Genomic DNA, 24,880 nt, shown 5'->3' with positions numbered 1-24,880 from the left:
AAGTGCCTGTTAAAGTTCCATATCCTGTTGTCGGTGTTTCGCCTGTACCGGGGCGGTTCTTTGTGGTTTTTTCTCGTCTGCTTTATCCTGTAAGACTTCCTTGATGGGCTGCTTCTTGGGCGGTTCTTTGCTTTCCTCTGTGCCGGGGGTGGCTTTCCGTACCCAGTAACGGATATCCCGCAGCTTCTTCAAATCAGCCTGTACCTCGGTCAGCGGTACTTTCAGTTCTGCGATTTCGCTGTGAAGCGTTTCCTGCTCCTCTTGCAGCTCCTTTTGGGTGCTGTCCTTATCGTCTGGGTGCTTGGCAAGGTAGGCGGCGGCTTTCGCATACCGGGCAACCTCCGGGTGTTCCTGTTTGAATTTCTCCTTTGTTTTCTTGAAAAATATCTTCTGGTACTTCTCATAGACAGGCTTACATTCCTTGCAGTCTGTCCGGCTGGCAAGAATCCCGTCAATCACTTTGCTGCGGGCTTCCTTTGGCTTCATCTGATTGCGGTAATCGGCGGCTGATTTCCCGGAAGATTCCAGAAATGCTTCTAAGTCCTCCACAGTGGAAAGCCCCTTTTGCCGGAGATAGGACAGGGCTTCGCTGACTGCCTTTAAGTCCTGTGAAGTCCCCCGGTTCTGTCCAGCCCTTGTCCAGTCCTTCCGTTCTTCCTTTCGTATCTCCATATACTTCATCAGCAGATTGGGAAGAAGTGTCGCTTCCTCCGCCGCCTTTTGTGCAAGCAGTTCTTTTCGTTTTTCTCCCAGCTCGGTAATCCAGCCTTTGAGGTTTTGAATGAGCTGCCGGATAGACTTCATCAGGCGGTTGGCGGCTCTGATGTCCCGGTTCAGGTTGCCGATGTTCGTCTGGATACCCCGCTTTTCCATCTGCCGGACAGCAGTCCCCTCATGGACAGTGGGGACTATATCAAGCCCCTGTCTGGCATAGGAACGCAAGTCCACACGCTCTGGGCGGTCATTGGCTTCCAGATAGCGGTTCTGGATGACCTCCCATTCATGCCGCCAGATTTCGCAATACTTCTGGTCGTTCCAATCCACCGTATCCTCCTTGTGGCTTTTCCATCTGCCGGACGGAAGTTTTATCCGTTCCCCGTTTTCGTCAAGGTCATAAACCTTGCGGCTCTTGGGAAGCCATTTTCCATGTTCGTCCATTGCCCTCATAGTGAGCATGACATGGGCGTGGGGATTGTGTCCCGGCGGATGGGGGTCATGGATTGCAAAATCAGCAATCATGCCTTTGGAAACAAACTGCTGCTCACAAAACTCCCGGACAAGGACAGCATACTGGTCGGGTGGTATCTCTCTTGGGATGGTAAGCACCCACCTCCTTGCAAGCTGGGAGTTCCATTGTTTTTCCACAGCTTCGGCGGCGTTCCATAAGGTATTACGGTCTGCATACTCCGGCGGGGCATTTGCTGGGAGCAGAATCTCATTGTGGACGATACCACGCTTTTCCGGGTAGTGCTTCACTTGCTGGTCGTATTCACAGAACAGCTTTTCGCCACTCTGGTAAGCAGCGGCGGCAACCGCAGACTGCCGCTGGCTGCGCTGAACAATCGTGATTTCGTTGTGTGGACAGGGCATTTCGTGTCCCTCCTTTCGCTAATTGGTGGACGGGGTGGCGTTTTACCACCTCATTTTGGGCAGAAAAAAAGCAGGAGACCTTTTTCAGATTTCCTGCTCGGTGTGCCGCTATGTGGGCGGCGGGTATTTAATTGTAAAAGTTCGGGGCAAGTTGACCCGATGTGAAGCTGACAAACTGGAAGTTATTTTACTTGCGTTCTATAAATCCTATGATTGAAAAAATCAATCCTACAATCCCAATTCCGATAACGAGCAGCCCCATTCCTGATGAGCAAAGAGAAATTATAATGGCAAAGAGTAGTATCGCAATACCTAATCCAATTTTCTTCATTGTAAATCCTCCTTTACAAATGCCGATTTGTTGTCATCTTCATTATACTTCATTGGCTATCGAAAAGATAGCATATTTTATGAAACTTGTCGGCTGGGAACAGCTTGCAACGCAAGGTGTCCCCAGATGGCAAGTCCACAAAAGGGTAGCTGGCGGCAGCCAGCGCAGGGGAAGCGTAGCGTCCCCTGTATGATTTGGAGCAGACCATGACTGCGGAAAATCACAGCCCTCCGGCGAGGAGCCTTCGGAGAACGCAATGCACCAACCTCTGGGTGGTGTATAATTGCGCCCTTAGTAAACTAAGGGGGTTCCGGCATCTCCCGTTCCAGCAGTTTTTTCAATAGTTCCTGCGTGTCCTGTCTGTGAAAAATGAGTTTCAACAACAGCATGACATCATCATCTGTCAGGCGTTCCGGTTCTTGCAGAAAACTTTCCAGCATACCGCCACGTGTACAGAGCCGGTGCGTTCGTTCTTTTCGGGTAAGCTGCTTCAGCTGATGCTGCAATGCCTTTTCATCATTGATGGCTTTCCGCAGTTTCTTTTCGCTTTTTTCCAACTCCCGATTGAGTTTTTCCAGCTTTGATGTATCAGGCAAGGGCAGCGTCCTCCTTTCCCGGTATCAGCACATAAATCCTGTTTGGTTCTCCAATGCCCTGACGCACCCGCATGATAAGTCCGGCAGTTTCCAGTTCATTCAGAGAACGCTTGACCGTCATGGAGCTGCGGGACAGGACTGCGGCAATGGCTGTGACAGGGAAGCAGACAAAGAGGATTCCGTTCTCGTCCTCCTGCCCTTTGGAGAGCATAGCGTCCAGCATCCGGCAGTACATGACCTTTGCGGTGCTGCTGACTGGAAATCCTGTCAACGCTCTGGGAAAAGGCATACAGGGCGGCAATGGTGTGTCTATCGTCATAAATTCAAAATTCATTCTGTGTGTTCCTCCTTTTTCTTTGCTCGTTTGGATAAATAACAGGGGCAGTCAATCACAACCGCCCGGAAGCTCTGCTTGCACCCATGCTGGCATTTCCGGCATAATTCGTTGTAAGTGACACGCCCCCGGTCATTGAGGTAAAAGGAAAGCTCATACTTCCTCTTTTTGCTCATTCTCGGCATATTGCGCTTCCTCCCGTTTTAGTGTATGGTTTCGGGGCGATTTTCGGTAAAATTACAGCCATAGAGCCGCTTAAAATCTCCCGAAGTATCAGCGATAGGGTAGACTGTCCCCCTATCAGATTGTTGTGTTTCGGTATCATTTCGGTGTCAGTTCGCCAGTTCTCCCCGGTGTCGTTCCTCCCCTGAATCTCACAGCGGCGTATCGCTCCCTTTGGTACGCTCGTTTTGGTCAGGGTTCCTCCATATCCCTGCCAAAAGTCATGACGCTACATCGCCGGGGAAGCATATCCCACACAGGCTGGTCATTCGATTGGAATAATCCATCGATGAACTACCTGTATCATAGAACATTTTTGTGCCCTGTGCCGTATGTCCACAAAGTAGGAATTCGGGGTAAAAATCAGAAATTTCCACGATTGCGGAATTGATATGGTATAATCAATTCAACGGTTATAAATGTCGTTAGAAAGGGGGAACTGCTTCAATGAACGGAGCTACTACAATACAGGAACGGCTAAAAGATTTACGATTAAACAAAGGATTAAAACTGGAAGAACTGGCTGAGCAAACGGGTATTTCAAAATCGGCTCTTGGCAGTTATGAAAAAGACGACTATAAGGAAATCAATCATGGCAACCTTATCCTGCTGGCAGATTTTTATGGGGTGTCCCTCGATTATCTCTTTTGCCGGACAGAGAACCGGGCGGAGATCAACACGCCATTAAGGGAGCTGCATTTGAGTGATGAGATGGTAGCACTTCTGAAAAGCGGTCGGATTAACAACCGTCTGCTGTGCGAACTTGCCACCCATAAGGACTTTATCAAGTTTCTTGCGGACATTGAGATTTATGTGGATGGGATTGCCACCATGCAGATTCAAAACCTCAACGCCCTTGTCGATACCGTCCGGCATGAAATCATTGAACGGTATCGCCCCGGCGAAGATGACCCCCATTTGAAAGTGTTGCAAGCCGCCCATATCAGTGATGATGAATATTTCAGTCACATGGTACGGGATGACCTCAACCTGATTATCCGGGATATTCGGGAAGCCCATAAAAAGGACAGCGAGAGTGCACCTCAGACCACCGTTGCCGATGAACTGAAAGAAAATCTGGAAGCGGTTGAAAATTTCAAGGGCAGCCGTGATGAAAAGCTGGTTGTCCTTTACTGTAAGCAGCTTGGTATCAACTATAAAAATCTGTCAGATGAAGAATTTCGCTGGCTGATTCGGATTCTCAAAAAATCAAAGAAAATGGGAACGCCTATCAGCCAGAGGAAAAAACGATAAAGAAAAACCGCTGTTGCATGGTTTGTTGGCTTCCATGTAGCAGCGGTTTTTGCTGGGATTATTCAGTTGAATTTTTAGCACGACAAACTGGAATTTGTCAAAGAGGATTATTCCAATATTCCACAGTATTTCTATTTACATCATAAAAAGTAATATTACCCGCATTTATAGGCAAGACAATCGCAAAAGGTTTATTGCGGTCAATATCAACCACTTGAATTGTGTTGCCATCATCTATTTCAAGTTGTTGCACCTGCTGTTGATTCATAGAAATAAATGCTCGTTCATTATATCCCTCTACAGTAAACTCCACAATTCCTCTTTGAATCCCCGAAAGAGTTCCACCTCCACGGAAAAAATATCCGAAGGAAAGTCCTGGACGATTGACATAGACGGAAAAAGAATGGTCACTCAAATCCTGAGGGTAAGAAATATATGCAGCCATCGTGCTGGAAACGCTTCCATCGACCGTCCAATCATCCTTAATCTTCTGCGACGAACGAATATCTGCCTCCAGCTTAGATGAAGTCACGCCGATCTCATTGTTCGTATAAAGAAAACAAACAAATAAAATACAAGCAAGAACAACCCCTATCACAATTTTAAGAAATATTTTTTTCGATATTATTTTTCATTTTTTTAAACTATTTAATACTAATGTCTTTTATAATAGCTTTTCATATATTATATAATCAATCTTTATAAGTCCTTTTATAAATTTCTTTTCTACCATTTTCGATAAATTCCTGTTTAATATTTTTAATTCCATAAACAATAGTTTCAATAGGATAATATTCTTCAACTATATCTTGATATTCTTTTGCTTTCTCAATATCTATATTTCCATACATTCTTAATATATCTTCTCCAAAATTTGTTCCTATTTCTTCTTCACTATCTTCAAGTAAGTATATAAAATCACAATATTCATCTATAATTCCAGAATCTCCAAAATCAATTATTCCAGTTAATCTATTATTGCCATCTAACAATAGATGATTACAACTAAAATCATTATGGCATAAACACTTTTTACCCTCAAAAACTGTTGTTGCATTTAGTCTTTCCATAAAACTTTCTATATAATCTTTTTCTATATCAGTTAAATCATTATAAATAGTTTCACGCAACAATATATACTCTTCTAATACATTTTGTTTATTATCAATAGTACATTCACTAATATCTGTATAATCTAAACCGTGCATTTGTCTTAAAAAACTGGCAATATCTCGTTTTAACAAATTTTGTTCTTCTTCTGACATAGTAGAATAAATTTCTGGTGTTAAAAAAGTTCCTTTAATTTCTTTATAACCTAGTATAGATAATTCATCACTAATATACGAATATTCAATATTAGGAATTTTTACATTAGTTTCTAAATTTGTATTTAAAAAATTATATATTGCTTTTTCTTTTGCATAACCTTTTTTCTTATTAGTACTAAATTTTGTTTTAAAAATGTATTCATTATTAACTAAATATGCCACACTATCATAACCACTACCGATTATTTCAATACTATCTACTTTGAAATTATCAAAGTAATGCTCAATTAAATATTTCATTGCCTTAACATTTGTGGCATTATCATCATATCTATATTCCATTAAATAACAATCTTCTTTTTTGCCCTCGTGTAATTCATGTTCTGGCAAATCTTCAATAATTCTAAAACCAGATTTTTGGTATGCCCTTATTGCTCTTGGATTATTTTTATGAGGGTCTAAAATAACTGCATTAGCATTTCTTTCTTTTTTCAAAAATTCAAAAATCAATTTAATATATCTTGTACCAATTCCTTTACTCCAATAATTTGGCTCTCCTATAAATTGATCCATACCATAGACTATCTCATCAGTTTTTGGATAATGATAATCAGTATATAACTCATCATACATTTTATATATTTGTCCATATCCAATAGGAACATTGTTATATTCAATAATTACTCTAAAAACTTCATCTTCCCAAGGCTCTGTATAATGTTTTTTTAATGATTCTAATGTATATTTTTTATCTCTACCACCATAAAATTCTAATACTCTTTCATCAGTTAACCATTTTAACATCAAAGGAAAATCATCATCTATTAAAGTTCTTATACATATTTCATTTTCAACTATATTCATTTATTTATCACCTTTTTCATAATCATATACATATACTATTTCATCTTTATAATCATTTTTACCACCTAATTTTTCATATACATGGCAAGCTCTAGGATTACCTTTATCAGTTATTAAAAACATTTCAGAACAACCAATCTCTTTAGAATATTCCTTAATAAAAGATAATAATTTTGAACCATAACCTTTGTCTTGATAGTTAGGTAACATTCCTATTGAGTGTAAATAAAACATTGTTTTTCCATCAGGTCTTAAAAGTGTATAGCAATATGCAAATCCTATAATTTTATTATTTTCTTTAGCTATAAACCCAAATGAACTGGTATCATTAAGAAATCCTTTTAAATTATCAATATCAAAAACCATATTATCATCAATTAAAACTTCTTCCATAAACTTTTTTTCACGCTATCAAAACTCCTTGTCAACTTTCGATTTGTCATAATCATTCTACCATACCGTTATGAATAAATCAACTCTTGCAAAATAATTTCTTCTGCCCGGTTGTGAATGTTATTGCAACGCTGCACCCATTCCATTTGATGGGTACGCTTCAATTCCTCGGTCACACCATCGGCAGCCTTCATCTGCTCCATGATGGTGTCTAACCGTTCCTGTGCCTGTTCGTTCAGGTCTGCAAGATATGTCCATAACTCCCCGGTCAGTGTCAATGTGTTCAATCTGGCTGGGTGGGCTTCTCTTAAATATTCCCGGTGCATCCGTCCGTACTTTCCGATAGGGCGGTGTTCCTCCGGCAGCTTCAAATCTGGGATATAGTAATCTCCGACAAGGATATAATCAATTCCGTTTTCCGTTATTCTTGGTTTCAATTCGCTCATGTTCCTTACCTCCTGTGGAAGCAGGCTCGTCTGGTACTAACTCAATCACATCGGTAATCTCACAATTCAGCGTTTCGCAGATACGGGCCAATGTATCCATGCTGATGTGCTTTCCCGCTTTGCTCATGTTGGCAATCATATTCGTTGTCATACCGGCGGCAAGCCTTAAATCTTCTTTTCTCATATCACGCTCTAACAGTGTATGCCAGAGTGGTTTATAGCTGATGTGCATATTGTTTTCCTGCCTTTTTATCCATACCACCGGGGCGGCTGCCCCGGCAGGAACTTTTCTCTTATTATAACACCAATCTTGTGTAATCACAATTTATTCTTGTATCCTGCCGCTGATACCGTCTGGATTGTGCTTTTCCTTTCTTTTTGTTCCCTTTAATTAGCCATAAACTGCTTCATGCCCTGGCTCTTTGCTCAAGTGAGATAAAGAAGTAAAAGAAGTGTAAAAAATTTTGCCGTTCCTATCCGGCACTTGCGCATTGTGTCGGATAGGTCGGGCGGTTATTCGGGCAAGTCCACCTTGCCAACAAAAGAATAATAAATCTCAATGTCCTGTCTGCGGGTCTTGTTCTCGTCATAGCTGCACTCATGCACAACGATTTTCTCTACAAACTCCCGCAGCAGAGTAGGGGTAAGTTCTTCAAAGCTGGTATGCCGCCGGACAACATTCATAAACTTTTCTGCGTTCACGGTGGCTTCCTGTGCTTTGGAAAGCTCCGCTTGGATAGCGGCGGCTCTTTCTTTCAGCTCCCGTTGTTCTGCTTCATAGTCTGCCGACAGCTCTGTGAAACGCTCGTCTGATATGCGCCCGGTCACGCTGTCCTCATACAGCCGCTTGAAGATAGCGGATAACTCGGCTATGCGTTTCTCGGCGGCTTCCAGTTCCTTTTTCTTGGCGGCGTTCCTGCGCTTGCCCCCGTCCTCGTTCTGCTCAATCAAGAGCTTCATAAACCGGGCTTCATGCTTTGCCGCATAGCTTGTCACTTTCCGCAGATTGGAGAGTACACCAGCGGTCAAGAGGTCGGTGCGGATAAAGTGCGCCGTACAGTCATGGGTGCGCTTCTTGTAGTTGCCGCAGATATAACAGTCCTGCTTGCGCTTGTCCGTCTGGTATCGCTGCTGATACATCACGCTGCCGCAGTCCGCACAGAACAGTATGCCGGAGAACAAACCCACTTCATCATAGCGGTTGGGGCGTTTGCGCTGTTTGCGAAGCTCCTGCACCCGTTCCCATGTTTGGGTGTCTATGATAGGCTCGTGGTGGTTCTCGAAAATCACTTGCTTTTCCAGGGGATTTTCTACACTGTGCTTGACTTTGTAAGAAAGTTTTTCTGTCTTGAAATTTACCAGACAGCCTGTGTATTCCCGGTTTTCAAGGATATGCACTACGGTATTAGTCGCCCACTTGCACTCATAGCCGGGGTGGTAGCGGCGGGTGCTGCCCGTCCTGCGGTATTCCAGCGTCCCCGGCGTGGGGATTTGCTGCTCTGTGAGCATACGGGCTATCTTAGTCGGACCATTCCCGGCAAGGCAGAGGTTGTATATCTGCTTGACTACGGGTGCAGCTTCCTCGTCAATAATAAAATTTTCGTCCTCGTCCATGAGGTAGCCATACACAGGCTTGCTTGTGATGGGCTTGCCACTCATACCTTTTGAGCGTTTTACTGCTTTGATTTTCTTGCTCGTATCTCTCACCAGCCATTCGTTAAATATATTCCGCAACGGGGCAAAGTCATTGTCGCCCTGTGCGCTGTCCACTCCGTCATTGATAGCGATGAAGCGGACACCTTTCTGTGGGAAAATCATTTCTGTGTACATTCCCACTTGCAGGTAGTTTCGCCCTAACCTCGACATATCCTTTACGATAACTGTCCCGACTTTTCCGGCTTCAATGTCCGCAAGCATGGCTTGAAAACCGGGTCTTTGAAAGTTCGCACCAGAATAACCGTCGTCCGTGTACCAGCGCAGATTGGAAAAGCCGTTCTGCTTTGCATAGGTTTCAAGGATACGCTTCTGATTGGAAATGGAATTGCTCTCGCCTTGCAGCTCGTCCTCATGGGAAAGTCTTGGGTAAAGGGCGGTAATTGGTTGTTGGTTGGTCTGTCTTAACATAAAATCCTCCGTTTCCGACAGCCAGCCCCACTATTCCGTACCTTGATTGTACCACATGGGGCGGCTGTCTGTATAGCGGCAAAAGCGTCAAATCTGCTTCTTTATGGTCGGTCAAATCGCCGTTTTTTGTGTAGCAGCTTCCGCTTCCAGCACTTTCATCATCTTGTCGGCTGCGGTGTCGGTTGCGCCCTGCTTGAAGAAGCCGGAAACGGTAAGGACGGAGTTGCCCATGCGGATTTCCGTTACACAGTCCGGGCGGCGGTCTGTTTTGGTGGTGCTTGTCTGTTTCGTTTCTGTCATAGGCTCTCCTTTCGCTGCTTCATCAGCTGCTTTAAGCGTTCCAGCTTTTCCTGTGCGGTTTCCTTTCGGAAGTTGCTGCCCGTGAAGCGGACAGGGGCGCACATGGAAGTCAGCCTGTCATAAATACGGGCGTGGGGCGTGTCCTGCGGGTGCTGCAATTCCTCCAGCGTGAGGTTGGTCGTGGCGATCAGCGGCTTGCCGCTTCGGTAACGGCTGTCAATCACGCTGTAAACCTGTTCCAGCCCGTATTCTGTCCCTCGCTCCATACCGAAATCATCAAGTATCAGCAGGGGGTAGCTGCAAAGGCGGGAAATATATTCGTTCCTGCCCTCAAAGCTGGCGGCAAGGTCATTGAGTATCGTTGCAAAGTTTGTCATGCGAACGGCAACCTCTTTTTCCATAAGGGCGTTGGCGATACAGGCAGCAAGGTAGCTTTTTCCTGTCCCCACGCCGCCCCAAAACAGGTAGCCGATATTTTCAGCCTGCATGGTTTCCCAGCTCTCCACATAAAAGCGGGCGGTTTCGGTCTGTGGGTTTCTGCCGTTGTCATGCTCAAATGTCCAGTTCCGCATAGCGGGGTCGGCAAAGCCCCGGCGTTTCAAGTCCTCCACTGTTTCAAGGTGCTTCTGTCGGCTTTCGGCGGCTTGCTGCTTTTCACGGGCTGCCCGCTGGCAGTCGCAGTCTGTTGGGTGTCGGTCATGCCCTAACCATTGGGCGGTTTCTTTTGAAAAGTAGGCTTCTTTGGGCGTATGGCACTTGCCGCAGTATAAAAGCCCGTCCTCGCCTGTGTAGTCCTCCGCTTCGGCGGTAGTGGTTGTAATATCCGTAATCATAGCTTCAATCTCGTTTTTCATAAGCTCTCGCCCTCCTTACATGAATAATCGGGTATGCCCTGTTTCGGGGCAGCCTTGCCTTTGGCAGCGTCCTCCTGCGCCCACTTGTAAATGGTGGCTGCATGGCTCTGGTACTGCTTCCCGGTGGAAGCGATATGGCAGGAAAGCCGGTCAATATAATACTCCCACTTGTCGGGCAGCTCTGTTTTCAGCCCGGAAAGCTCTGTATCGGTCAGTATCACATTGTTGTATCTGCCATAAGCGGCGGGGGCGGGGTGTCCCGTTTCTCCCTCTCTCTCTTTTTCTATCTCTTTCTCTAACTCTATCTCTATCTCTGGTGGACGAATGTCGGACAAATGTCCGCCTTTTGTCCGGGGCGGTAAAAGTGCCTTGTTTTCCAGCCTTGCAGCCCGTTTTCTCTCGGCTTCGGTAGAGGACTGTCCTATCATCAGCTCAATATCGGTCATATAAAAAGCCCCGCTGTCAAGCTGCTCCACAAGCCCCAACTGCCGGAAAATCTCTAAAGCCCTTTCAACCGTCCCTATCTGGTGGCGGGTCAGTGTCGCTATCATCTGCGCTGTGTAGGGGATATGCTCGTCAAGCTGCAACTTCCCGCCGTTTTTCAGAGATTTTAAGTACAGCTTCAAGAGGATATTGGAATATAAAATCCCGTCTTTCATATCTTCCAGCAGCACAATGGAGTCGCTGTCAAAAAAATTCTCTTTCAGCTTGAGGTAGTAATACTTGCGGTTATCTGCCATTGTCCCTGTCCTCCTTTTTCCGGCGTTTGGAGTAGTAGCGGGGGCAAAGTATGATAACCGCCCGGAAGCTCTGCTTACAGCTATGGGTACAGCCCCGGCAGAGGTCGTTGTATGTGATACGGTCGCAGGTGGTATTCCCGACTTTTACTTGCCGCAGGAAAAAAGACCATTCCAGCCGCCGTTTCTTGCTCATTCTTGGCATGGGTGCGCTCCTTTCTGCCGTTTCCGCTGGTGTGGCGGTATCGACGGTAATTCTGTATCATCTCGGTATCATTTTCGGGGTTTTTCTGCCCTGTAAGCCCGTTAAAAAATCCTTTGGTATTGCGGGTAGAGTACGGGGCAGCCCCCTTGTTCTGTATGGGTTCGGGTACATTTTGGGGTGGTTTTTATCGTTCCTGTTCCTGCCTTTTCACAGGCTTGCGCTCCCGGCGTAAAATCTGGTCGATATTGCCCTTGACAGTCTGTAAGCGGCGGTATTCCTCCCGTTTTGCCCGGTAATCGTTGTAGCCGCTGTTTTTCTCTTTGATAAGGGCTTCAATCTCTGCTTGCAGGGCTTTATAGCTCGGCAGCTTGGAAATGCCGTTCTCCTTGAAATAACGGGCGGCTGCGTCTGCTATGATAAAGTCGCTTTCGTGCTTCTGTCGGTAGGCTGCTTTTGCTTTGGCGTTTTTCTGCTGTTTCAGCCCGTCCCGGACAGGGCGGGTCTTGGAATAGGCAAGCACCTGCCGTTGCAGCTCCTTTTTCCCGTTCAGCGTCTTTTCCACCTGCTTCAGCTCTGTAAGGCTTTCCTGCATGGCGGCATAAGCGGCAGAACAGGCTTCGTCCAGTTCCTCCGGGGAAGAAAAGCCGTACTGTTGATAGGCGGTAACAGTAGCTGCCATTTGCTTTAGGTTGTGCTTTGCCGCCCAGCGGTCATAGCCCACGCCCTTGCCCTCGGCTCGCTTGGCTTCCCGGTCAACCATGCGCTGCAAGGTGTTGTCTGCCGGGGTGGTTTTTGCGGCTTTTTCCTCCCGCAAGCGTCCCTTTTGGGTGTGGGGGTATTCGGGTATGGCTTTGGTCTGTTCGGCGGCTCTGTGGGCGTTCTGCGTGAGCAGGGCAAGGACAGCAGCCTTGTCAAAATCGTCCCCCAGCTTCCGGGCTGTGATAGGCTTTGTCCTGTCCGGCGTGAGGTAGGAAAGCCGCCCCCGGCTCTCCTTGACGGTCACACCCTCCCGCAGCAAAAGGGAAGAAAACTCGTCAAAGCTGCCAGCTTGGGAAAGTGCCTGCCGTATCGTCCGGCGCAGCTTCGCCTTGTCCGTTTCAAACTTGGTGGGCTTGGTCGGCTGTCCTGCGGCTTCTCTGACAGCGTTCTCTTTATCAAGGGCAAGCTGCCCTTTCTTTGCCGCCCAGTATTCCCGTTCCGTTATCCGTTCCTTGCTGCCGTTCAAGAGGTCGATTTGGTAAAGCCCCTCCCGGTGGCACATCTCCATGACTTCACTCTTGAAATATTCCATAGCGGCGTTGGTGCAGCGGTGCTTGCAGCCCGCCCGTGTGTCGGCTGGTCTGTCCATGTAGGGCAGAAGCGGGACTTCGTAAATCCGCAGGGAGTTGATGACGATATGCACATGGATATTGCCGCTGTGGTTATGCCCGTCCGGGTGGGTGCATACAAGGGCTTGGTGTCCGGGGAAATGCTCTTTGCAGAACTGCTCGCCCAGCTCCTGCGCCCGGTCTACGGTCAAGCCGTTGTCTGTCCCGTCCCGTGGGTCAAAACTGATGATATAGTGGTGGCTTTTCACATCTTCCCGTTTTTGGTTTTTCTCATAGCGGAGATTGGCTCGCATACAGGCAACGGCGAAATCCTCGCCCCCGCAGTTGAGGGAAGAAATGCGGTAATCCTCCCTCGGTATCAGCCGCCCGTTTTCATCAAGGGTGGGCTTCATGGTAAACTCGTCATGCTCAAATGTGAGGTAGGCTTCCGCTGCGCCATAGTCGGCATTTTTAGAGCTGATATGTTTGAATGTTGCCAACAGCGTCACCCACTTTCTGCAAGACTTCAAACTTTAGGGCAGCAAGGTCGGAAATCGCCGCCCGTACCTCCCCGGCAAGCTGCGGGTAGGGGCTGTGCCACTCATTCAGCGTCCGGGCTATCTGGTTTAAGTTGCCGCCGATCCTGCCGTATTCGGCGGTCAGCTTCCCGACAGCGGCAAGCAGCTCGTCATTGACGGGGGAAACGGTTATGATGGGGCGTATGGCTGCCCCGGTTATGGCTTGCCGGATAAACTCGGCTTGGCTCATGTGGTAAGCAGAAAGCCTTTCCGCAAACTCGGCGTATTCTTCCTCGGTCATGCGTGTCTTGACTACCCGGCTGCGGTGCGGTGTGTTGTATCTTTTCATGGTCGGCAGACCTCCTTTCTGTGCGTGGTGTTCTCTCACTAATAGGAGAAAAACAGGGGGTAAAACGGAACTGTTTTTGAAAAAATCCGAAAAAATATTTTGAGGGATTTTTAAGCGGCGCAAGCCGCATAAGCAGGGTTTGGGGAAGGCACTCCCCAACAAGATTCCCGCAGGGGCAAAATGAGCGAAAAGCGAATTTTGGCACCTCGGTAGAATCTTGCTCTAAGAAAACGGCGAAACTCCCCCTTTACTCCTTACTACGCAGAGAAATGCAAATATGGCAAAGTTTTGAAAAACTTTTTGATAAAACTTTTCGACAAAGCTGGAAAATCAGCGCGGTTTTTGGTGCAAAAAAACAGGAAACCTTTTCTGATTTCCTGTCATGGTATGCCGCTGTAACGGGCGGCGGTTATTCTGTTGTCATTCCCCGGAAGCAAACTTGTAGCCCATACCTAAAACGGTTTTTATGTAAATGGGCTTGCGGCTGTCCGACTCTATTTTTTTCCGCAGGTTGTAAATCACATTTGCAACGCTTGACTGGCAGCTTTCACTTTCCATGTTCCAAACGGCTTCAAATATTTGTGTCCGTGTGAGGACAATGCCGGGGTTGGAAGCAAGATATACAAGGGTACTGTATTCAAGGCGGGTAAGGCTTACTTCCTCCCCGTCTTGAAATACCTGGCGTTGGTTCTGCTTTATTTCCAGTCCCGGAAAAGATAACACGGAAGCGGTTGTGATCTGCATGGGTTCAATCTGTATATAATCAGATATTGCCGATATGATTTTGTCAATCGCTGTTTCCTCTTGTTCGTTAAGTGTCAGCAGTAGTAATTTCCCCATGTTCATTACCTCTTTTATCCGTTGAATTTAAACTATATTTTTCTGTCGTGTTTTTGACAGTAAGCAACAAATATATATGATAGAGAGCGTAATGTCAATTTAATGCCATTAAAAGAGAAAGATGGTCTGTCTAATTATTATCATTTTGTTCATATGCACTTACGCTGCGTTTGGCATTTAGGCAATTCAATATATTGTAAATTTATCTATATCAGCGGGCTAACCTCATTTTCACAAAATAAGCTAAGTTTGTGAAGCGCTCTTGTGCAGGCAACATATAAGAGGTTTTTATCATCTTCATCATGGTAGTTTTGGCTATCTGCATCACAAATTAAGACAGTATCAAATTCTAATCCCTTTGACATATATACTGGTAAGATAAACACGCCTTGTAAATCTGATACGCTCCCATTTTTAATTAATTGAATATCAAGTTTGTGTTTAATTTTATTAAATAGATAGGTTGAATTTTTTTCGGTTTTACAAATTAAGCATATCGACTGAAACCCTTTCTCTTGGCATAATTTTATTTCCTTAACAATTTCATCAATGAAGATTTCGGAATTATCAGCAATATATACTTTTGGGCTATCGCCATTCCGATTAAAACTTTTTATCTGTGAACTTTGTTCAATGAACTTTAAACTAAAATTTAAAATTTCATTCGTACAACGGAAACTTTTATCCAACATAATAAGAGAAGATTTTTTCTTGTTCAATATTTTTTGAATTTGTTCGTAGAAAGAAATATCTTCTTTTTTGGCAAGAGTCTGTTTCATATCTCCTAAAATAGTAAATTTGGCATTAGAAAAAAGAAAATTAAATATTTCATATTGGAGAGGGTAGTAGTCCTGTGCTTCATCAATGACTACCTGCTTAATATTTTTATATTTATTTGTTCCGTATATTTTTAAATACAAATAAGCGATTGCTATTGCGTCATCATAATACAAGCTGTCTGCTTCCAAATTTTCCTTAGTATATTTCCAAATATTTTTTATGTTTTGTGACGGATTGCTATTTTGCAGCAGGCTATAAAAATAGGCTTCATTGCTAAATAATATTTTATATAATTCAACAATGTCAATTTTTATAAATTTCTGTATTTCCTGCTTGATTAGATTTTTTTCTTCTTTATGCCCCCGCCCTTTTCCTGTTCCAAATATTTGTTCTAAAATATAATCTTCTAATTGTTCTAATTTTATGCCTAATGGTGTTTCTGGTCTTCCTAATATCTTGTCTTTTAGAATTTGCCCGCTTACAACGCATTTTCCCTCATAATAAACATCTTCAAATTCTATCCACTGGCGGGGTATATCAATGAGAAATTGGTCTAAAATTTCCCTAAAAAAACTTGACGTTTTAAATTCTATACTATTTCTTGAAATTTCCTTGTATTTTGAATTGACAATCAAGTTTTCTAAAAAATCATTTCTTGACTGAATTTTCCTGCCATTTAATAACTCACTAAGTATATCTTCAAACACGGAAGAAATAACATTATCTTCTCCCAATTCGGGCAATACATTTGAAATATATTGCTCAAATATAGAATTTGGGGAAATAATCATAATGTTATTTGCGGACAGCTTTGTTTGTAAACCTTGATACATAAGATAAGCAGCCCGGTGGAGAGCAATAGAGGTTTTTCCACTTCCCGCTACACCCTGTACCATTAGCAGGTCATTTTCCATATCTCTAATAACCACGTCCTGTTCATGCTGAATTGTTTCAACAATAGCTTTCATTTTAGCAGTAGTGTTTTGTGACAGTAATTGCCTTAAAAATTCATCAACAATCTGAACATCTGAATCAAAAAAATATTCCAGTGTTCCGTTTTTTATTTCATATTGGCGTTTCAAATTGAGTTCGCCTGTTACTCGTCCACATGGAGCGTCATAAAACGCTTCGCCTGTCATAAAACGATAGAAAACACTGGCAATCGGCGATCTCCAATCATAAACATACATCTCTTGATAGCTGTTTTTTCGTAGAGAAGAACGTCCAATGTATATTTTTTCAAATTCGTCCTCATCATCAAATTTAAAATCAATTCGGGCAAAATAGGGCGATTTTATCATCTTTTCTAACAGAAGTATTTTATGTTCTTCTTCTTCATAATCTATAATTTTGTCTGTAACAGGATTGATATATTGGCTTAATTCAACAAGTGCCTCGAAACCGTCTGATGTGTACAGTGATGTAATGCCGTGTTCTGTATTTTCACGCACATCTTTTTTGGCTTCGATAATTTCTGATTTTTTTTTGTCTGCCGCTTCTTTTGCCTGCTTTAATTGTTCCTCGGCTAAAGAGATTGTTTGTGCTAATCTTTTTTCTTCAAACGCTTTTTCTGTCTGATTATTCCCCATAATGATTATGACCTCCTTGAAAAATGAAAGAAAGTTTTACTGAAACATTGCTAGGCTAGTTTAGCATGTGTCAGCTTATATAAACAGTCTTGTATTCATAAAATTTGTATGGTATTATTACAGTGGGAGGAATTATGTTAGATATTTGATTTCTGCAAGCATATCAATTCTAATACGGGTAATTTAAACAATAAACAAATTGGGACAAAGAGTTATACCATTATGTCCCAATTTGTTATTACTCCATATCTTCAGCAGACAGAAACACAAGCCCGGCAAATTCTTCCTCAATCAGTTTCTTCAACTTTTCCGCTGTGCTCTATGCAGGTTCCCTTATCTCCATTCCAACCTATAATCTCTTTCTGTAAAAGCAAATCTTGTTCTGTGAAAAAATGATTTGGATTCCGTAGTAGTCGGCATTGTGCGTAATGTGTATAACTGGCTGTATCATGGAATTGTGGGTAACTCTGTTTGCAGGACGTGGGAAAGCTGCACTTTAGCTTTTCCATGTGCTGTGAATAGAGTTATCCATGATTCCATAGCCAGTTATGCACATTTCCATAATGCTTGTCTTTTGGTCTTTATCAAAATGAGCATATTGGTTATTAAGAAAAGCCCTGCATATTATCATATACAGAGCCATTCTAATCTTTTTACCCTCTACATAGAGCGTTTTCTTTCTGCAAAATTCATTTTACAGAATGATACCCGCTTTTTTTGCAAAATAGCCTTTTCTCCCGGTAAGTTCCGACTGTTTTTCCTTTGGCAGATTATTGAATAAATCCTCATAAAGAATATCGTCTAACTGCATTTCCCTAGCAAGTAAAAACACATTTAGACTAAGCCATTCCTCCCAAAGCCCTTCAAATAAACTATGGCTGTCTGTATAGGTGTCAAGTTCTTCAAAGCCATATGACGGTGTATAGCACTGCAATTTAACAAAACCGTACCTACCAACATCAACCACTAAAATATCTTCATCTTCCATTTCGTACAGTTCCGCAAACGCACCAATTACTTTGTAGCACATTTCCCGTTCTTTCTCTGTGATATATACTGTTTTTTCCATGCTCATTTACCTCTATCCTTTCAAATCGTGGAATACGGTTTTCAGTTTTCTTCTACTTCTAAACCACATATTTGAAATGCCACATACGCCATTTTATACGGAATAGAGGTTGGCTGTCTGCATTTATCGGTGTGTTACTTTATGGCACATGAGCATTTGCACCGGGGTTGTCGTTGCCGTAACCTTCCAAAAGGTTAATGACGCCCCAGATACCGAGACCGGCACCGAGCGCGATAACGAGGGTCTGAAGAACGGTGATTGCCTGTTCAAAAAATGCCATATAGTTTGTTAGCCGGAATCTGATTAAAAAATAGGTTTGTCATGTTTCATAGGCATACAAAAGCCGGAACAATCTGCCGCCCGGTTTCCGGGGGCATGATTCCGGCTGTCCTCCTTTTTCATTATTTTTTCTTGCGATTGTCCGCTTTGTACGCCAATGCCCCGTAGAGGGCAGGTGCGACGAATAGATAAGATCACTCCCTTCTAAAGCGGAACGAAATTAAGCGCCCTTTGTGTCTACTTCATATACATCGCAGACCTCATTGGGCTTGAGTTTCAGCCTTGCGGACAAGAATGCTTCAATGTCAAAAGCGTTCTTGTCATCCGCGTCGGCAGTGTACTTGAAATTGGGGTGCTTGGTGATGTCGTACTTATCCGAAAGGAAAGGGCGCACACCGCGCAGCTGCAAGATACACTTGCCGCCATCCATAACAGCAAGCTCATCCTGGCTCATCAGCTCTTTCCCCAACTTTTGATAGTTGAGAGAGTGGGAAGTTTCACGCCCACGGCTCTCTCCGGTGTTGTAGGTGTCGATGGTTTCCTTTCCCAGCACGGCAGCCAGCTCCTTGAGGGTGGTTGGCTCCTTACCGCCCAGGAAGATGGAAGTATCCATGTTGCCGATGATGGTATCTGCGTTATCCTTATAGATTGCCTTAAGCTGACTCTGTGCCTGCAACACCAGACAGGCGGAAATCTCACGGCTTCGGATGGTGGCAACCAGCTTTTCCAGCTTGGGGATCTGGCCGATGTTGGCGCACTCGTCAATGAGACAGCGCACATGGACCGGGAGCCTGCCGCCATACACATCGTCGGCTTTTTCACAGAGCAGGTTGAAAAGCTGGGTATAACACATAGATATAAGGAAATTAAAACTGTCATCAGTATCACTCATGATGAGGAACAGGGCAGTTTTCCTGTCTCCCAGAGTATCCAGCTCCAGCTCATCATAAGCCGTGACCTCACGCAACTCTGCAATGTCGAACACGGCAAGGCGAGCGCCGCAGGAAATCAAAATCGACTTGGCTGTTTTTCCAGAGACAAATTGTCAAGGACTTTTTAATCAAATTCACAAAAAATCTACAAAAAAGGTGCCAGAAGCATTGTATGGCTCCTGACACCTCGTTTGATAGATTACATTTTTCCGTTCAGCAGGTCTTTGCAGAGATACGCATAGTCTGGCAGCTGGTTGATATATGGCTCCCAGCGCCGCTTGATTTCCGCCAATTCCAGCGGATCGGCTTTCTCCAGTGCATGATCGTTGCCTGTCATATATAAAACATCCGTAGCAACATCATCCAAACACCTGCCGCAGAGATCAGCAGCTGATTCTATCCTAATGCCAGTATCCACATAAAGCGGATTGACGCCAATCGCCAGCCAGACATAGCCTACCTTGTCCGACCAGAGCAGTTCAAAATCAGGGCTTTGCCGCAGATGTTCCGCAAAGACCTCCTTTACTCGTTCAATTTCATGCTTCTCTTTTTCTGTGTAAAGCATTTTCGTGTCCTCCTTGACAAAAATTTTGGTGCGTACCATTATCAGTTTAGCACAAGGCGGCTTCGTTTATCAGTCTGTCACATCTGCTGAATTTCATTTTTGAGCATACGCTTGATTTTATCGCTCATGGTTTCTGTGCTGGTCTGGCTGAAATGGACATGAACCTTGTAGGTTGTCTTGCCGATTTTCTTTACCATCGCTGGCGTGTTTTCCGGCGCTCTGGACGCAGTAACGGCGTCTGCCACCTGCATAGTATGGGGTTCTTTGTTCATGGCGCTCCTTTCTCCGAACGGGTCTGTGCCGCCCGGTAAAAAATCAGTCTTGCTTACTGTTTACAATGTCTTTTGCTGCCTGTCGGGTAGCACCGGCATTTTCTTCCCGGAAATTCTTCCCGTCAAAGAGAATCGGCGCACACCGTTCCAGAATACGGTCATAGATACGGGCGTGGACCAGATCAGGCGGATTTTTCAGCTCGGACAGTTTCAAGTTTGTTGTGATAATCATGGGTCTGCGGCTGCGGTAGCGGCTGTCAATGACGAAAAACATCTGCTCCATAGCATATTCGGTACTGCGCTCTACTCCCAGATCGTCAATGATAAGCAGGTCATACTCGTCAAAGCTGGCAATAAACTCCGACCTGTCCTCAGAGAACATTCCCGTCAGACGGTTCAGGATGGTGGGAAAGTTCGTCATCAGCACCGGCACATCCCGGTCAAGCAAAGCATTGGCAATACATCCGGCGAAAAAAGACTTGCCGGTTCCCACATCTCCAAATAGCAAAAGCCCGATATTGCTCTTATATGCCTCTTTCCAGTTCTCCACATAGGCGTGAGCCTTGTCCATCAATGGGTTTTGCCCGTTATCATTGGAAAATGTGTAGTCATACAGATAACGGTCTTGCAAGCCCTGTGCCTTTCGGCGTTTGATACGCTCCATGCGGCGCTGCCGTTCTTCAGCAGTCTTGCGCTGTTCCTCGGCCTCCCGCTGGCACTGGCAGATACAGCGGGGCATGAAGTAGCCTGGTTTTCCAAAGCATGGCACAACGGTCTGCCTGTGGCCGCCGCACTTCTTACAGTGAATGAGGCCGTCTGCCGGGTCTATGTACTCGTCCCCGGCCAGTTCCACACCGGCAGCTGCCTTGTCGATCAGCGCCCGGATTTCTGCGGTAATCTCAATCATACAGTTTCATCCTCCTTTACGCTGTAATCCCGGTTGCGGGTGGGCGGGGCCGCCTTTTTTGCGTCCTCACCGGCCCAGCGCCGGATGGTGGCGGCATGACTCTGATACCGCTTACCGGTAGAGGCCATGTATTCGGACAGCTTTTCGATGTACTGGCCCCATACAGTGGGAAAACTGGCCTGTAAGTCTGCCAGTTCCTCGTCCGTCAGGAAAACATTCTGGTAACGGCCATAGGCGCGGGCGGAGCGTCCCTTCTCTATCTCTCTCTTTATCTCTATCTCTTTCTCTAACTCTATCTCTATCTCTGGTGGACGAATGTCGGACAAATGTCCGCCGTTTGTCCGGGGCGCGGAAAGAGCCTTGTTTTGGAGCCTCGCCGCACGCTTTCGCTCGGCCTCGGTGGAGGACTGGCCGATCAGCAGTTCAATATTGCTCATGTAGAAGGTGCCGCTGTCCAGCACTTCCACAAGACCCAGCTTCAAAAAGATCTGCAAGGCTCTCTCCACAGTGCCGATCTGCTGGCGGGTAATGGTGGCGATCATCTGCGCCGTGTAAGGAATGTCCTCGTCAAGTTGAAGCCGTCCACCATGTTTCAGCGATTTCAGATACAGCTTGAGCAGAATGTTGGAATATAGCACACCATCCTGCATACTTTCCAGCAGCACGATGGAATCATCGTCAAAATAGTTTTCTTTGAGTTTCAGGTAATAATATTTTCGGTTGTCTGACATAGGGTTCCTCCTTGGGGTTTCTCTTGGGATTCTGTACGCATTTTAAGACCGTTTTAGGGGTCGGAGGATAAATCTATCAGCCTGCCTTTGACACCCTCGAAAAAAGCCTTGATTTACAAGGGTTTTTCAGCCCCTAAAGCGTGACATTTCTCCCGTTGTTTCCGCTTGCGCTTTGCGGCGTTGATCCGCTTCATGCGTGCGGCACATTCCGGGCAGTATTTGGCTCGGTTGGAACCGGGGGTAAACAGTGCCTTACATACGGAGCATTTCTTAGCATTCAGCCGGTGGAACAGCGCCGTTTCCAGTTCCTTATCCTGCGGCAATACCGCCGCCCGAAACCACCTGCACAACAGGGAGTAGGAAATAGACTGGACACAGACACATTCCTCCCCATCGTCCAGGGCGATACAGTTTCCGTCGATGTAGTTACAGCACTCATGCACCAGCCTCCGCACTCTGCGGTACTGGCGGTAATCCATGACGGGGATAGGTTCAGACTTATTGTTCTTCATAAATGATTTCTTTCATAAAGTCGGTAACCTCCTTAAATGAATTTATTATTAAATATTCGTGCAAAGTATTGTTTTCTTCGTGCAAATGGCATATACTATAATTGCCAGCAGAAAGGGGTTGATCGTATGGCTGGAAATACCACAAACATCAGTATCCGCATGGACGCAGATTTGAAAGCGCAGGCGGACGCACTGTTTACTGAACTTGGCATGAACCTGACTACGGCGTTTAACATCTTTGTGCGCCAGTCGCTTCGTGAAGGCGGCATTCCCTTTGAAGTAAGGCTGGAACAGCCGAACAAAGAAACGGTTGCTGCCATGCTGGAAGCGGAAAGGATTGCAAAAGACCCGTCTGTAAAGGGCTATAATGACCTTGACGAGTTGTTTGCTGACCTGAAAAGATGAAAAAAACCAAATATACCGTCAAGTACACGACCAGTTTCAAAAAGGACTACAAACGAGCCATCAAGCGTGGCTTGAAGATCGAACTGCTGGAGCAGGTCGTAGCATTGCTGGCAATGGGCGAACCGCTGCCGGATAAGAACCGTGACCATGACCTGTCCGGCGATTGGGCAGGCCATCGGGAATGTCATATTCTCCCGGACTGGCTGCTTGTCTACCGCATAGAAGATGATGTTCTGGTGCTGACGCTGGCCCGCACCGGCACACACAGCGACTTGTTCGGCAAATAAACAGTCTGCCGCCGTATGGGGAAACCTGTACGGCGGTTTTTCTGTGTGCAAAAGTATGTCGTGAAACGCGGTAGCCCTTACCGCTCCGGCTCCCGGTCGTGAGAATTGTCCCGTTCCTGTCTGGACAGCTGCTCGGCGGTTTTGCGGAGCCGTTCCACTGCTTTCAAATCCTCCCGCATGGATTTCATGGCAAGCGTGTCCGTCTGCTTTCCAGCGGCCAGCTGGTGGATCTCCCGCTGCCATGCCTTCGGGGTTATCCCCTCGCCTCTGTCTTTCAGTTCTTTCAGATACCGGGCCGCTGCGTCATACAGAATCAGTTCCCGGCTGTGGCGCTGTTCAAACTGTTCCCGTTTTTCCGGCTTTACTTTGGCAAGCTGCTTGTGGATGGACTTGTACTGGTTGTACTGTTCCCACATCTCCCCGCGTTCGGTAAGAACGGCGATCCGGCGCTCAGCCTTGACGATCTTTCCCCGCAGGTCATAGTAACATCTGTTCATATCAGCGATTTTTTCATGAAGCTGCTGCATAGACTGGATGCCGTTTGCCTGCAAAAAGCTGAATAGTGCAGCGCTTTCCTGCAAAGCCCGGATTTTGCCGGTGCGGGTGCGGGGAGCGTTCAACTGCTGCTGGGCTTCCCACAAGGCGGTCAAGCTGCTTTGCTGCGTTTGTGGTTTTTCCGCTTCGTCTTTCGACCAGAGATAAAGACGGGTAATGCGGGCTTTGATTTCTTTCAGCAGCTTGTTGTCGGCGGCGATCTGCCGGTTTACTTCGCCCTTGTCGGTGCGGATGCCGCGCTTTTCCATTTGGCTGGCGGCTGGCCCCAGATGGACAGAGGGAATTTTATCAATGCCCTGCCGCTTGTAGCTGCGATGGTCAATGCGCCCCGGTCTGCCGGCAGATTCCAACGCCCGATTGGTGTAGGCCGCCCACGCTGCCCGCCAAATCTCCACATTTCCTTTATCGTTCCAGTCGATCGTATCCTCCCGATGATTTTTCCAGCCGCCTTTCCCATCCGGGATACGCTGTCCACTCTCGTCCAGGTCGTATGCCTTGCGGCACTTTGCGCCCCACTGTCCATTTTCTTTCAAAGGCCGGAGCGTCAGCATGATATGGACATGAGGATTTCCGGTTCCCTTGTCATGGATAGCAAAGTCGGCACACATTCCTTTGTCTACAAAGTTGTCCTTCACATAGGCACGCACAAGGGCAAGCTGTTGTTCGCCGGACAGTTCACGGGGCAGGGCTGCTTCGATCTCGCGGGCAAGCTGGCTGTCCCTTGCCTTCTCGATTTGCTCCACGCTGTTCCAGAGGATAGAACGGTCTGCAAATTCCGGCGGGGCGTGGGCGGGCAGCATAATCTCCGCATGGACAATGCCGCCTTTCCGGGTGTAGTCGTGGGTCATTCCGTCCCATTCATTTGTCAGCTTGGTTCCGCTGCGGTAAGCAGCTGCGGCAACGGCAGAACGGCCTGCGCTGCGCTTGATGATACTGACGGGGATATGACAGAAATCTATGGGGAACACCTCCTTTCAGTGAGGGGATAACAAGCTCTGTGGAGCCGGACAAACGCAAAGCGGGTGTTTGGCTGCGCAGAGCGCACAAGGGGTTTGGGGAGCGTAGCTTCCCATCGTGGACGAAGTACGCAACGCCCCCGGCAGGGCGCACAGCACCGGCAACGGTGTATAAGTGCGCCCTTGTAAACAAGGGACTTATGGCGTGTCCCCGGATTTTGGCAGGTTTGCAGTCAATTCCGCAGCCCCCGGAAGATGGGACAGGGCAATCAGAAATGTTTTGACCTCTGCGCCGGAAAGGTTGGAGGCCAGCGGAAAAATACCCTCCAAAATGGCTCCGCGCTCAATCAGGCGGCGGGTGCGAACCCTGCGTTCTTCGTTCCGTTGCTTGTTCTCCAAAATCTTCTTGCGGTTTTCAAGCTGTCGGATCTCCTTCAGGACTTCCTCCCGTTCTTCTTTTTGGGTTTGGGCTGTATTTTTTTCGTTCATGTCATGCACCTCTTTTCTTT

At 46.1% G+C, this 24,880-nt stretch carries 30 protein-coding genes and 2 pseudogenes; 3 read left to right on the top strand and 29 right to left on the bottom strand.

Going from position 1 to position 24,880, the window contains the following annotated elements; translation table 11 throughout:
* Positions 1-9 precede the first annotated feature (9 nt).
* The 5 genes from mobQ (ABCW45_RS14160) to ABCW45_RS14140 form a co-directional block, all read right to left on the bottom strand.
* Positions 10-1,590 carry a MobQ family relaxase gene (gene mobQ / locus ABCW45_RS14160; RefSeq protein ID WP_343221044.1) on the bottom strand — a complete coding sequence of 527 codons (1,581 nt, stop codon included), beginning with the start codon at positions 1,588-1,590 and terminating at the stop codon, positions 10-12.
* 187 nt (positions 1,591-1,777) lie between these two features.
* Entirely contained in the window at positions 1,778-1,921 is a 144-nt protein-coding gene (locus ABCW45_RS14155) for a hypothetical protein (protein WP_009274458.1), read from the bottom strand.
* Between the two features lie 299 nt (positions 1,922-2,220).
* On the bottom strand, positions 2,221-2,517 hold the full coding sequence (locus tag ABCW45_RS14150) for a DUF3847 domain-containing protein (protein ID WP_005927679.1): 297 nt from the start codon (positions 2,515-2,517) through the stop codon (positions 2,221-2,223).
* The gene (locus ABCW45_RS14145; protein ID WP_005927681.1) at positions 2,510-2,851 is read right to left on the bottom strand and encodes a DeoR family transcriptional regulator; all 342 of its coding nucleotides are present in this window, start codon (positions 2,849-2,851) and stop codon (positions 2,510-2,512) included. Before ABCW45_RS14145 ends, ABCW45_RS14150 begins: the two co-directional genes overlap by 8 nt.
* Positions 2,848-3,036 (bottom strand): hypothetical protein, encoded by a 189-nt coding sequence (locus ABCW45_RS14140; RefSeq protein WP_005927683.1) that lies wholly within the window; start codon positions 3,034-3,036, stop codon positions 2,848-2,850. Before ABCW45_RS14140 ends, ABCW45_RS14145 begins: the two co-directional genes overlap by 4 nt.
* Before the next feature lie 484 nt (positions 3,037-3,520).
* Between ABCW45_RS14140 and ABCW45_RS14135 the strand changes: the two genes are divergently transcribed.
* Entirely contained in the window at positions 3,521-4,327 is an 807-nt protein-coding gene (locus ABCW45_RS14135) for a helix-turn-helix transcriptional regulator (RefSeq protein WP_006573790.1), read from the top strand.
* A gap of 97 nt (positions 4,328-4,424) precedes the next feature.
* On the opposite strand, the gene ABCW45_RS14130 is transcribed toward ABCW45_RS14135, so the two are convergent.
* From ABCW45_RS14130 to ABCW45_RS14025, 22 genes and pseudogenes are all read right to left on the bottom strand, one after another.
* Positions 4,425-4,859, bottom strand: a complete 435-nt coding sequence (locus ABCW45_RS14130) for a hypothetical protein (protein WP_233509629.1) — start codon at positions 4,857-4,859, stop codon at positions 4,425-4,427.
* A gap of 160 nt (positions 4,860-5,019) precedes the next feature.
* Entirely contained in the window at positions 5,020-6,459 is a 1,440-nt protein-coding gene (locus ABCW45_RS14125; RefSeq protein WP_001028144.1) for a bifunctional aminoglycoside N-acetyltransferase AAC(6')-Ie/aminoglycoside O-phosphotransferase APH(2'')-Ia, read from the bottom strand.
* On the bottom strand, positions 6,460-6,852 hold the full coding sequence (locus ABCW45_RS14120) for a GNAT family N-acetyltransferase (RefSeq protein WP_000393259.1): 393 nt from the start codon (positions 6,850-6,852) through the stop codon (positions 6,460-6,462). It abuts the gene before it with no gap.
* Positions 6,853-6,920: 68 nt separating this feature from the next.
* Positions 6,921-7,298 (bottom strand): TnpV protein, encoded by a 378-nt coding sequence (locus ABCW45_RS14115; RefSeq protein WP_024739861.1) that lies wholly within the window; start codon positions 7,296-7,298, stop codon positions 6,921-6,923.
* Positions 7,258-7,620: a helix-turn-helix domain-containing protein gene (locus ABCW45_RS14110; RefSeq protein ID WP_425518612.1), complete on the bottom strand. Its 363-nt coding sequence runs from the start codon at positions 7,618-7,620 to the stop codon at positions 7,258-7,260. The genes ABCW45_RS14115 and ABCW45_RS14110 overlap by 41 nt, the downstream gene beginning before the upstream one ends.
* Before the next feature lie 191 nt (positions 7,621-7,811).
* Positions 7,812-9,422, bottom strand: coding sequence for a recombinase family protein (locus ABCW45_RS14105; protein WP_098924870.1), 1,611 nt, complete (start codon positions 9,420-9,422; stop codon positions 7,812-7,814).
* A 111-nt stretch (positions 9,423-9,533) separates the two neighbouring features.
* Complete coding sequence (locus tag ABCW45_RS14100; protein WP_002569233.1) at positions 9,534-9,722, bottom strand: transposon-encoded TnpW family protein; 189 nt, start codon at positions 9,720-9,722, stop codon at positions 9,534-9,536.
* Entirely contained in the window at positions 9,719-10,576 is an 858-nt protein-coding gene (locus ABCW45_RS14095) for an ATP-binding protein (RefSeq protein ID WP_098924872.1), read from the bottom strand. The genes ABCW45_RS14100 and ABCW45_RS14095 overlap by 4 nt, the downstream gene beginning before the upstream one ends.
* Positions 10,573-11,316, bottom strand: a complete 744-nt coding sequence (locus ABCW45_RS14090) for a phage replisome organizer N-terminal domain-containing protein (RefSeq protein WP_109215853.1) — start codon at positions 11,314-11,316, stop codon at positions 10,573-10,575. The genes ABCW45_RS14095 and ABCW45_RS14090 overlap by 4 nt, the downstream gene beginning before the upstream one ends.
* Positions 11,306-11,518 carry a hypothetical protein gene (locus tag ABCW45_RS14085; RefSeq protein WP_005927784.1) on the bottom strand — a complete coding sequence of 71 codons (213 nt, stop codon included), beginning with the start codon at positions 11,516-11,518 and terminating at the stop codon, positions 11,306-11,308. Before ABCW45_RS14085 ends, ABCW45_RS14090 begins: the two co-directional genes overlap by 11 nt.
* A 184-nt stretch (positions 11,519-11,702) precedes the next feature.
* A complete protein-coding gene (locus ABCW45_RS14080) occupies positions 11,703-13,325 on the bottom strand; it encodes a relaxase/mobilization nuclease domain-containing protein (protein ID WP_109215852.1) in 1,623 nt (540 codons plus the stop codon).
* Entirely contained in the window at positions 13,297-13,692 is a 396-nt protein-coding gene (locus tag ABCW45_RS14075) for a plasmid mobilization protein (RefSeq protein WP_109215851.1), read from the bottom strand. The genes ABCW45_RS14080 and ABCW45_RS14075 overlap by 29 nt, the downstream gene beginning before the upstream one ends.
* A gap of 420 nt (positions 13,693-14,112) precedes the next feature.
* Positions 14,113-14,532, bottom strand: coding sequence for a winged helix-turn-helix domain-containing protein (locus ABCW45_RS14070; RefSeq protein ID WP_173900609.1), 420 nt, complete (start codon positions 14,530-14,532; stop codon positions 14,113-14,115).
* Between the two features lie 206 nt (positions 14,533-14,738).
* A complete protein-coding gene (locus ABCW45_RS14065) occupies positions 14,739-16,901 on the bottom strand; it encodes a HelD family protein (protein ID WP_109215850.1) in 2,163 nt (720 codons plus the stop codon).
* A gap of 694 nt (positions 16,902-17,595) precedes the next feature.
* On the bottom strand, positions 17,596-17,970 hold the full coding sequence (locus ABCW45_RS14060) for a hypothetical protein (protein ID WP_071144610.1): 375 nt from the start codon (positions 17,968-17,970) through the stop codon (positions 17,596-17,598).
* A gap of 151 nt (positions 17,971-18,121) precedes the next feature.
* Positions 18,122-18,250, bottom strand: a pseudogene (locus ABCW45_RS14055) (Maff2 family protein); the annotation flags it as partial.
* 219 nt (positions 18,251-18,469) lie between these two features.
* Positions 18,470-19,294, bottom strand: a pseudogene (locus tag ABCW45_RS14050) (VirD4-like conjugal transfer protein, CD1115 family); the annotation flags it as partial.
* An 86-nt stretch (positions 19,295-19,380) separates the two neighbouring features.
* Positions 19,381-19,746 carry a hypothetical protein gene (locus ABCW45_RS14045; RefSeq protein ID WP_050004289.1) on the bottom strand — a complete coding sequence of 122 codons (366 nt, stop codon included), beginning with the start codon at positions 19,744-19,746 and terminating at the stop codon, positions 19,381-19,383.
* Positions 19,747-19,823: 77 nt separating this feature from the next.
* Positions 19,824-19,997, bottom strand: a complete 174-nt coding sequence (locus tag ABCW45_RS14040) for a transposon-encoded TnpW family protein (RefSeq protein ID WP_425463782.1) — start codon at positions 19,995-19,997, stop codon at positions 19,824-19,826.
* Positions 19,998-20,061: 64 nt separating this feature from the next.
* Positions 20,062-20,925 (bottom strand): ATP-binding protein, encoded by an 864-nt coding sequence (locus ABCW45_RS14035; RefSeq protein ID WP_151165513.1) that lies wholly within the window; start codon positions 20,923-20,925, stop codon positions 20,062-20,064.
* Positions 20,922-21,656 carry a phage replisome organizer N-terminal domain-containing protein gene (locus tag ABCW45_RS14030; protein WP_014081139.1) on the bottom strand — a complete coding sequence of 245 codons (735 nt, stop codon included), beginning with the start codon at positions 21,654-21,656 and terminating at the stop codon, positions 20,922-20,924. The genes ABCW45_RS14035 and ABCW45_RS14030 overlap by 4 nt, the downstream gene beginning before the upstream one ends.
* A 113-nt stretch (positions 21,657-21,769) precedes the next feature.
* Complete coding sequence (locus ABCW45_RS14025; RefSeq protein WP_151165514.1) at positions 21,770-22,168, bottom strand: cysteine-rich VLP domain-containing protein; 399 nt, start codon at positions 22,166-22,168, stop codon at positions 21,770-21,772.
* A 126-nt stretch (positions 22,169-22,294) separates the two neighbouring features.
* Here ABCW45_RS14025 and ABCW45_RS14020 point away from each other — a divergent pair, with 126 nt between their 5' ends.
* Complete coding sequence (locus ABCW45_RS14020) at positions 22,295-22,573, top strand: type II toxin-antitoxin system RelB/DinJ family antitoxin (protein WP_005924829.1); 279 nt, start codon at positions 22,295-22,297, stop codon at positions 22,571-22,573.
* The gene (locus ABCW45_RS14015) at positions 22,570-22,860 is read left to right on the top strand and encodes a type II toxin-antitoxin system YafQ family toxin (RefSeq protein WP_151165515.1); all 291 of its coding nucleotides are present in this window, start codon (positions 22,570-22,572) and stop codon (positions 22,858-22,860) included. Before ABCW45_RS14020 ends, ABCW45_RS14015 begins: the two co-directional genes overlap by 4 nt.
* A gap of 77 nt (positions 22,861-22,937) precedes the next feature.
* Here ABCW45_RS14015 and mobQ (ABCW45_RS14010) read toward each other — a convergent pair whose 3' ends face one another.
* Together mobQ (ABCW45_RS14010) and ABCW45_RS14005 are read right to left on the bottom strand one after the other, a co-directional pair.
* Positions 22,938-24,383 carry a MobQ family relaxase gene (gene mobQ, locus ABCW45_RS14010; RefSeq protein WP_151165516.1) on the bottom strand — a complete coding sequence of 482 codons (1,446 nt, stop codon included), beginning with the start codon at positions 24,381-24,383 and terminating at the stop codon, positions 22,938-22,940.
* A gap of 186 nt (positions 24,384-24,569) precedes the next feature.
* Positions 24,570-24,860 (bottom strand): DUF3847 domain-containing protein, encoded by a 291-nt coding sequence (locus ABCW45_RS14005; RefSeq protein WP_008791598.1) that lies wholly within the window; start codon positions 24,858-24,860, stop codon positions 24,570-24,572.
* Positions 24,861-24,880: the final 20 nt, after the last annotated feature.

Source organism: Pilosibacter fragilis (assembly GCF_032490495.1).
Taxonomy (GTDB): Bacteria; Bacillota; Clostridia; order Lachnospirales; family Lachnospiraceae; genus Pilosibacter; species Pilosibacter fragilis.
Note: the sequence above shows the minus strand (reverse complement) of the source record. Positions and strands in the feature narration are given on the sequence as shown.

What these genes read in the sequence shown, in the direction of transcription:
- mobQ (WP_343221044.1), bottom strand. Translation starts at nt 1,590, where the DNA reads ATGCCCTGTCCACACAACGAAATCACGATTGTTCAGCGCAGCCAGCGG.
- ABCW45_RS14155 (WP_009274458.1), bottom strand. Translation starts at nt 1,921, where the DNA reads ATGAAGAAAATTGGATTAGGTATTGCGATACTACTCTTTGCCATTATA.
- ABCW45_RS14145 (WP_005927681.1), bottom strand. Translation starts at nt 2,851, where the DNA reads ATGAATTTTGAATTTATGACGATAGACACACCATTGCCGCCCTGTATG.
- ABCW45_RS14140 (WP_005927683.1), bottom strand. Translation starts at nt 3,036, where the DNA reads ATGCCGAGAATGAGCAAAAAGAGGAAGTATGAGCTTTCCTTTTACCTC.
- ABCW45_RS14135 (WP_006573790.1), top strand. Translation starts at nt 3,521, where the DNA reads ATGAACGGAGCTACTACAATACAGGAACGGCTAAAAGATTTACGATTA.
- ABCW45_RS14125 (WP_001028144.1), bottom strand. Translation starts at nt 6,459, where the DNA reads ATGAATATAGTTGAAAATGAAATATGTATAAGAACTTTAATAGATGAT.
- ABCW45_RS14120 (WP_000393259.1), bottom strand. Translation starts at nt 6,852, where the DNA reads ATGGAAGAAGTTTTAATTGATGATAATATGGTTTTTGATATTGATAAT.
- ABCW45_RS14115 (WP_024739861.1), bottom strand. Translation starts at nt 7,298, where the DNA reads ATGAGCGAATTGAAACCAAGAATAACGGAAAACGGAATTGATTATATC.
- ABCW45_RS14105 (WP_098924870.1), bottom strand. Translation starts at nt 9,422, where the DNA reads ATGTTAAGACAGACCAACCAACAACCAATTACCGCCCTTTACCCAAGA.
- ABCW45_RS14100 (WP_002569233.1), bottom strand. Translation starts at nt 9,722, where the DNA reads ATGACAGAAACGAAACAGACAAGCACCACCAAAACAGACCGCCGCCCG.
- ABCW45_RS14095 (WP_098924872.1), bottom strand. Translation starts at nt 10,576, where the DNA reads ATGAAAAACGAGATTGAAGCTATGATTACGGATATTACAACCACTACC.
- ABCW45_RS14090 (WP_109215853.1), bottom strand. Translation starts at nt 11,316, where the DNA reads ATGGCAGATAACCGCAAGTATTACTACCTCAAGCTGAAAGAGAATTTT.
- ABCW45_RS14085 (WP_005927784.1), bottom strand. Translation starts at nt 11,518, where the DNA reads ATGCCAAGAATGAGCAAGAAACGGCGGCTGGAATGGTCTTTTTTCCTG.
- ABCW45_RS14075 (WP_109215851.1), bottom strand. Translation starts at nt 13,692, where the DNA reads ATGAAAAGATACAACACACCGCACCGCAGCCGGGTAGTCAAGACACGC.
- ABCW45_RS14070 (WP_173900609.1), bottom strand. Translation starts at nt 14,532, where the DNA reads ATGGGGAAATTACTACTGCTGACACTTAACGAACAAGAGGAAACAGCG.
- ABCW45_RS14065 (WP_109215850.1), bottom strand. Translation starts at nt 16,901, where the DNA reads ATGGGGAATAATCAGACAGAAAAAGCGTTTGAAGAAAAAAGATTAGCA.
- ABCW45_RS14060 (WP_071144610.1), bottom strand. Translation starts at nt 17,970, where the DNA reads ATGGAAAAAACAGTATATATCACAGAGAAAGAACGGGAAATGTGCTAC.
- ABCW45_RS14045 (WP_050004289.1), bottom strand. Translation starts at nt 19,746, where the DNA reads ATGCTTTACACAGAAAAAGAGAAGCATGAAATTGAACGAGTAAAGGAG.
- ABCW45_RS14040 (WP_425463782.1), bottom strand. Translation starts at nt 19,997, where the DNA reads ATGCAGGTGGCAGACGCCGTTACTGCGTCCAGAGCGCCGGAAAACACG.
- ABCW45_RS14035 (WP_151165513.1), bottom strand. Translation starts at nt 20,925, where the DNA reads ATGATTGAGATTACCGCAGAAATCCGGGCGCTGATCGACAAGGCAGCT.
- ABCW45_RS14030 (WP_014081139.1), bottom strand. Translation starts at nt 21,656, where the DNA reads ATGTCAGACAACCGAAAATATTATTACCTGAAACTCAAAGAAAACTAT.
- ABCW45_RS14025 (WP_151165514.1), bottom strand. Translation starts at nt 22,168, where the DNA reads ATGAAGAACAATAAGTCTGAACCTATCCCCGTCATGGATTACCGCCAG.
- ABCW45_RS14020 (WP_005924829.1), top strand. Translation starts at nt 22,295, where the DNA reads ATGGCTGGAAATACCACAAACATCAGTATCCGCATGGACGCAGATTTG.
- ABCW45_RS14015 (WP_151165515.1), top strand. Translation starts at nt 22,570, where the DNA reads ATGAAAAAAACCAAATATACCGTCAAGTACACGACCAGTTTCAAAAAG.
- ABCW45_RS14005 (WP_008791598.1), bottom strand. Translation starts at nt 24,860, where the DNA reads ATGAACGAAAAAAATACAGCCCAAACCCAAAAAGAAGAACGGGAGGAA.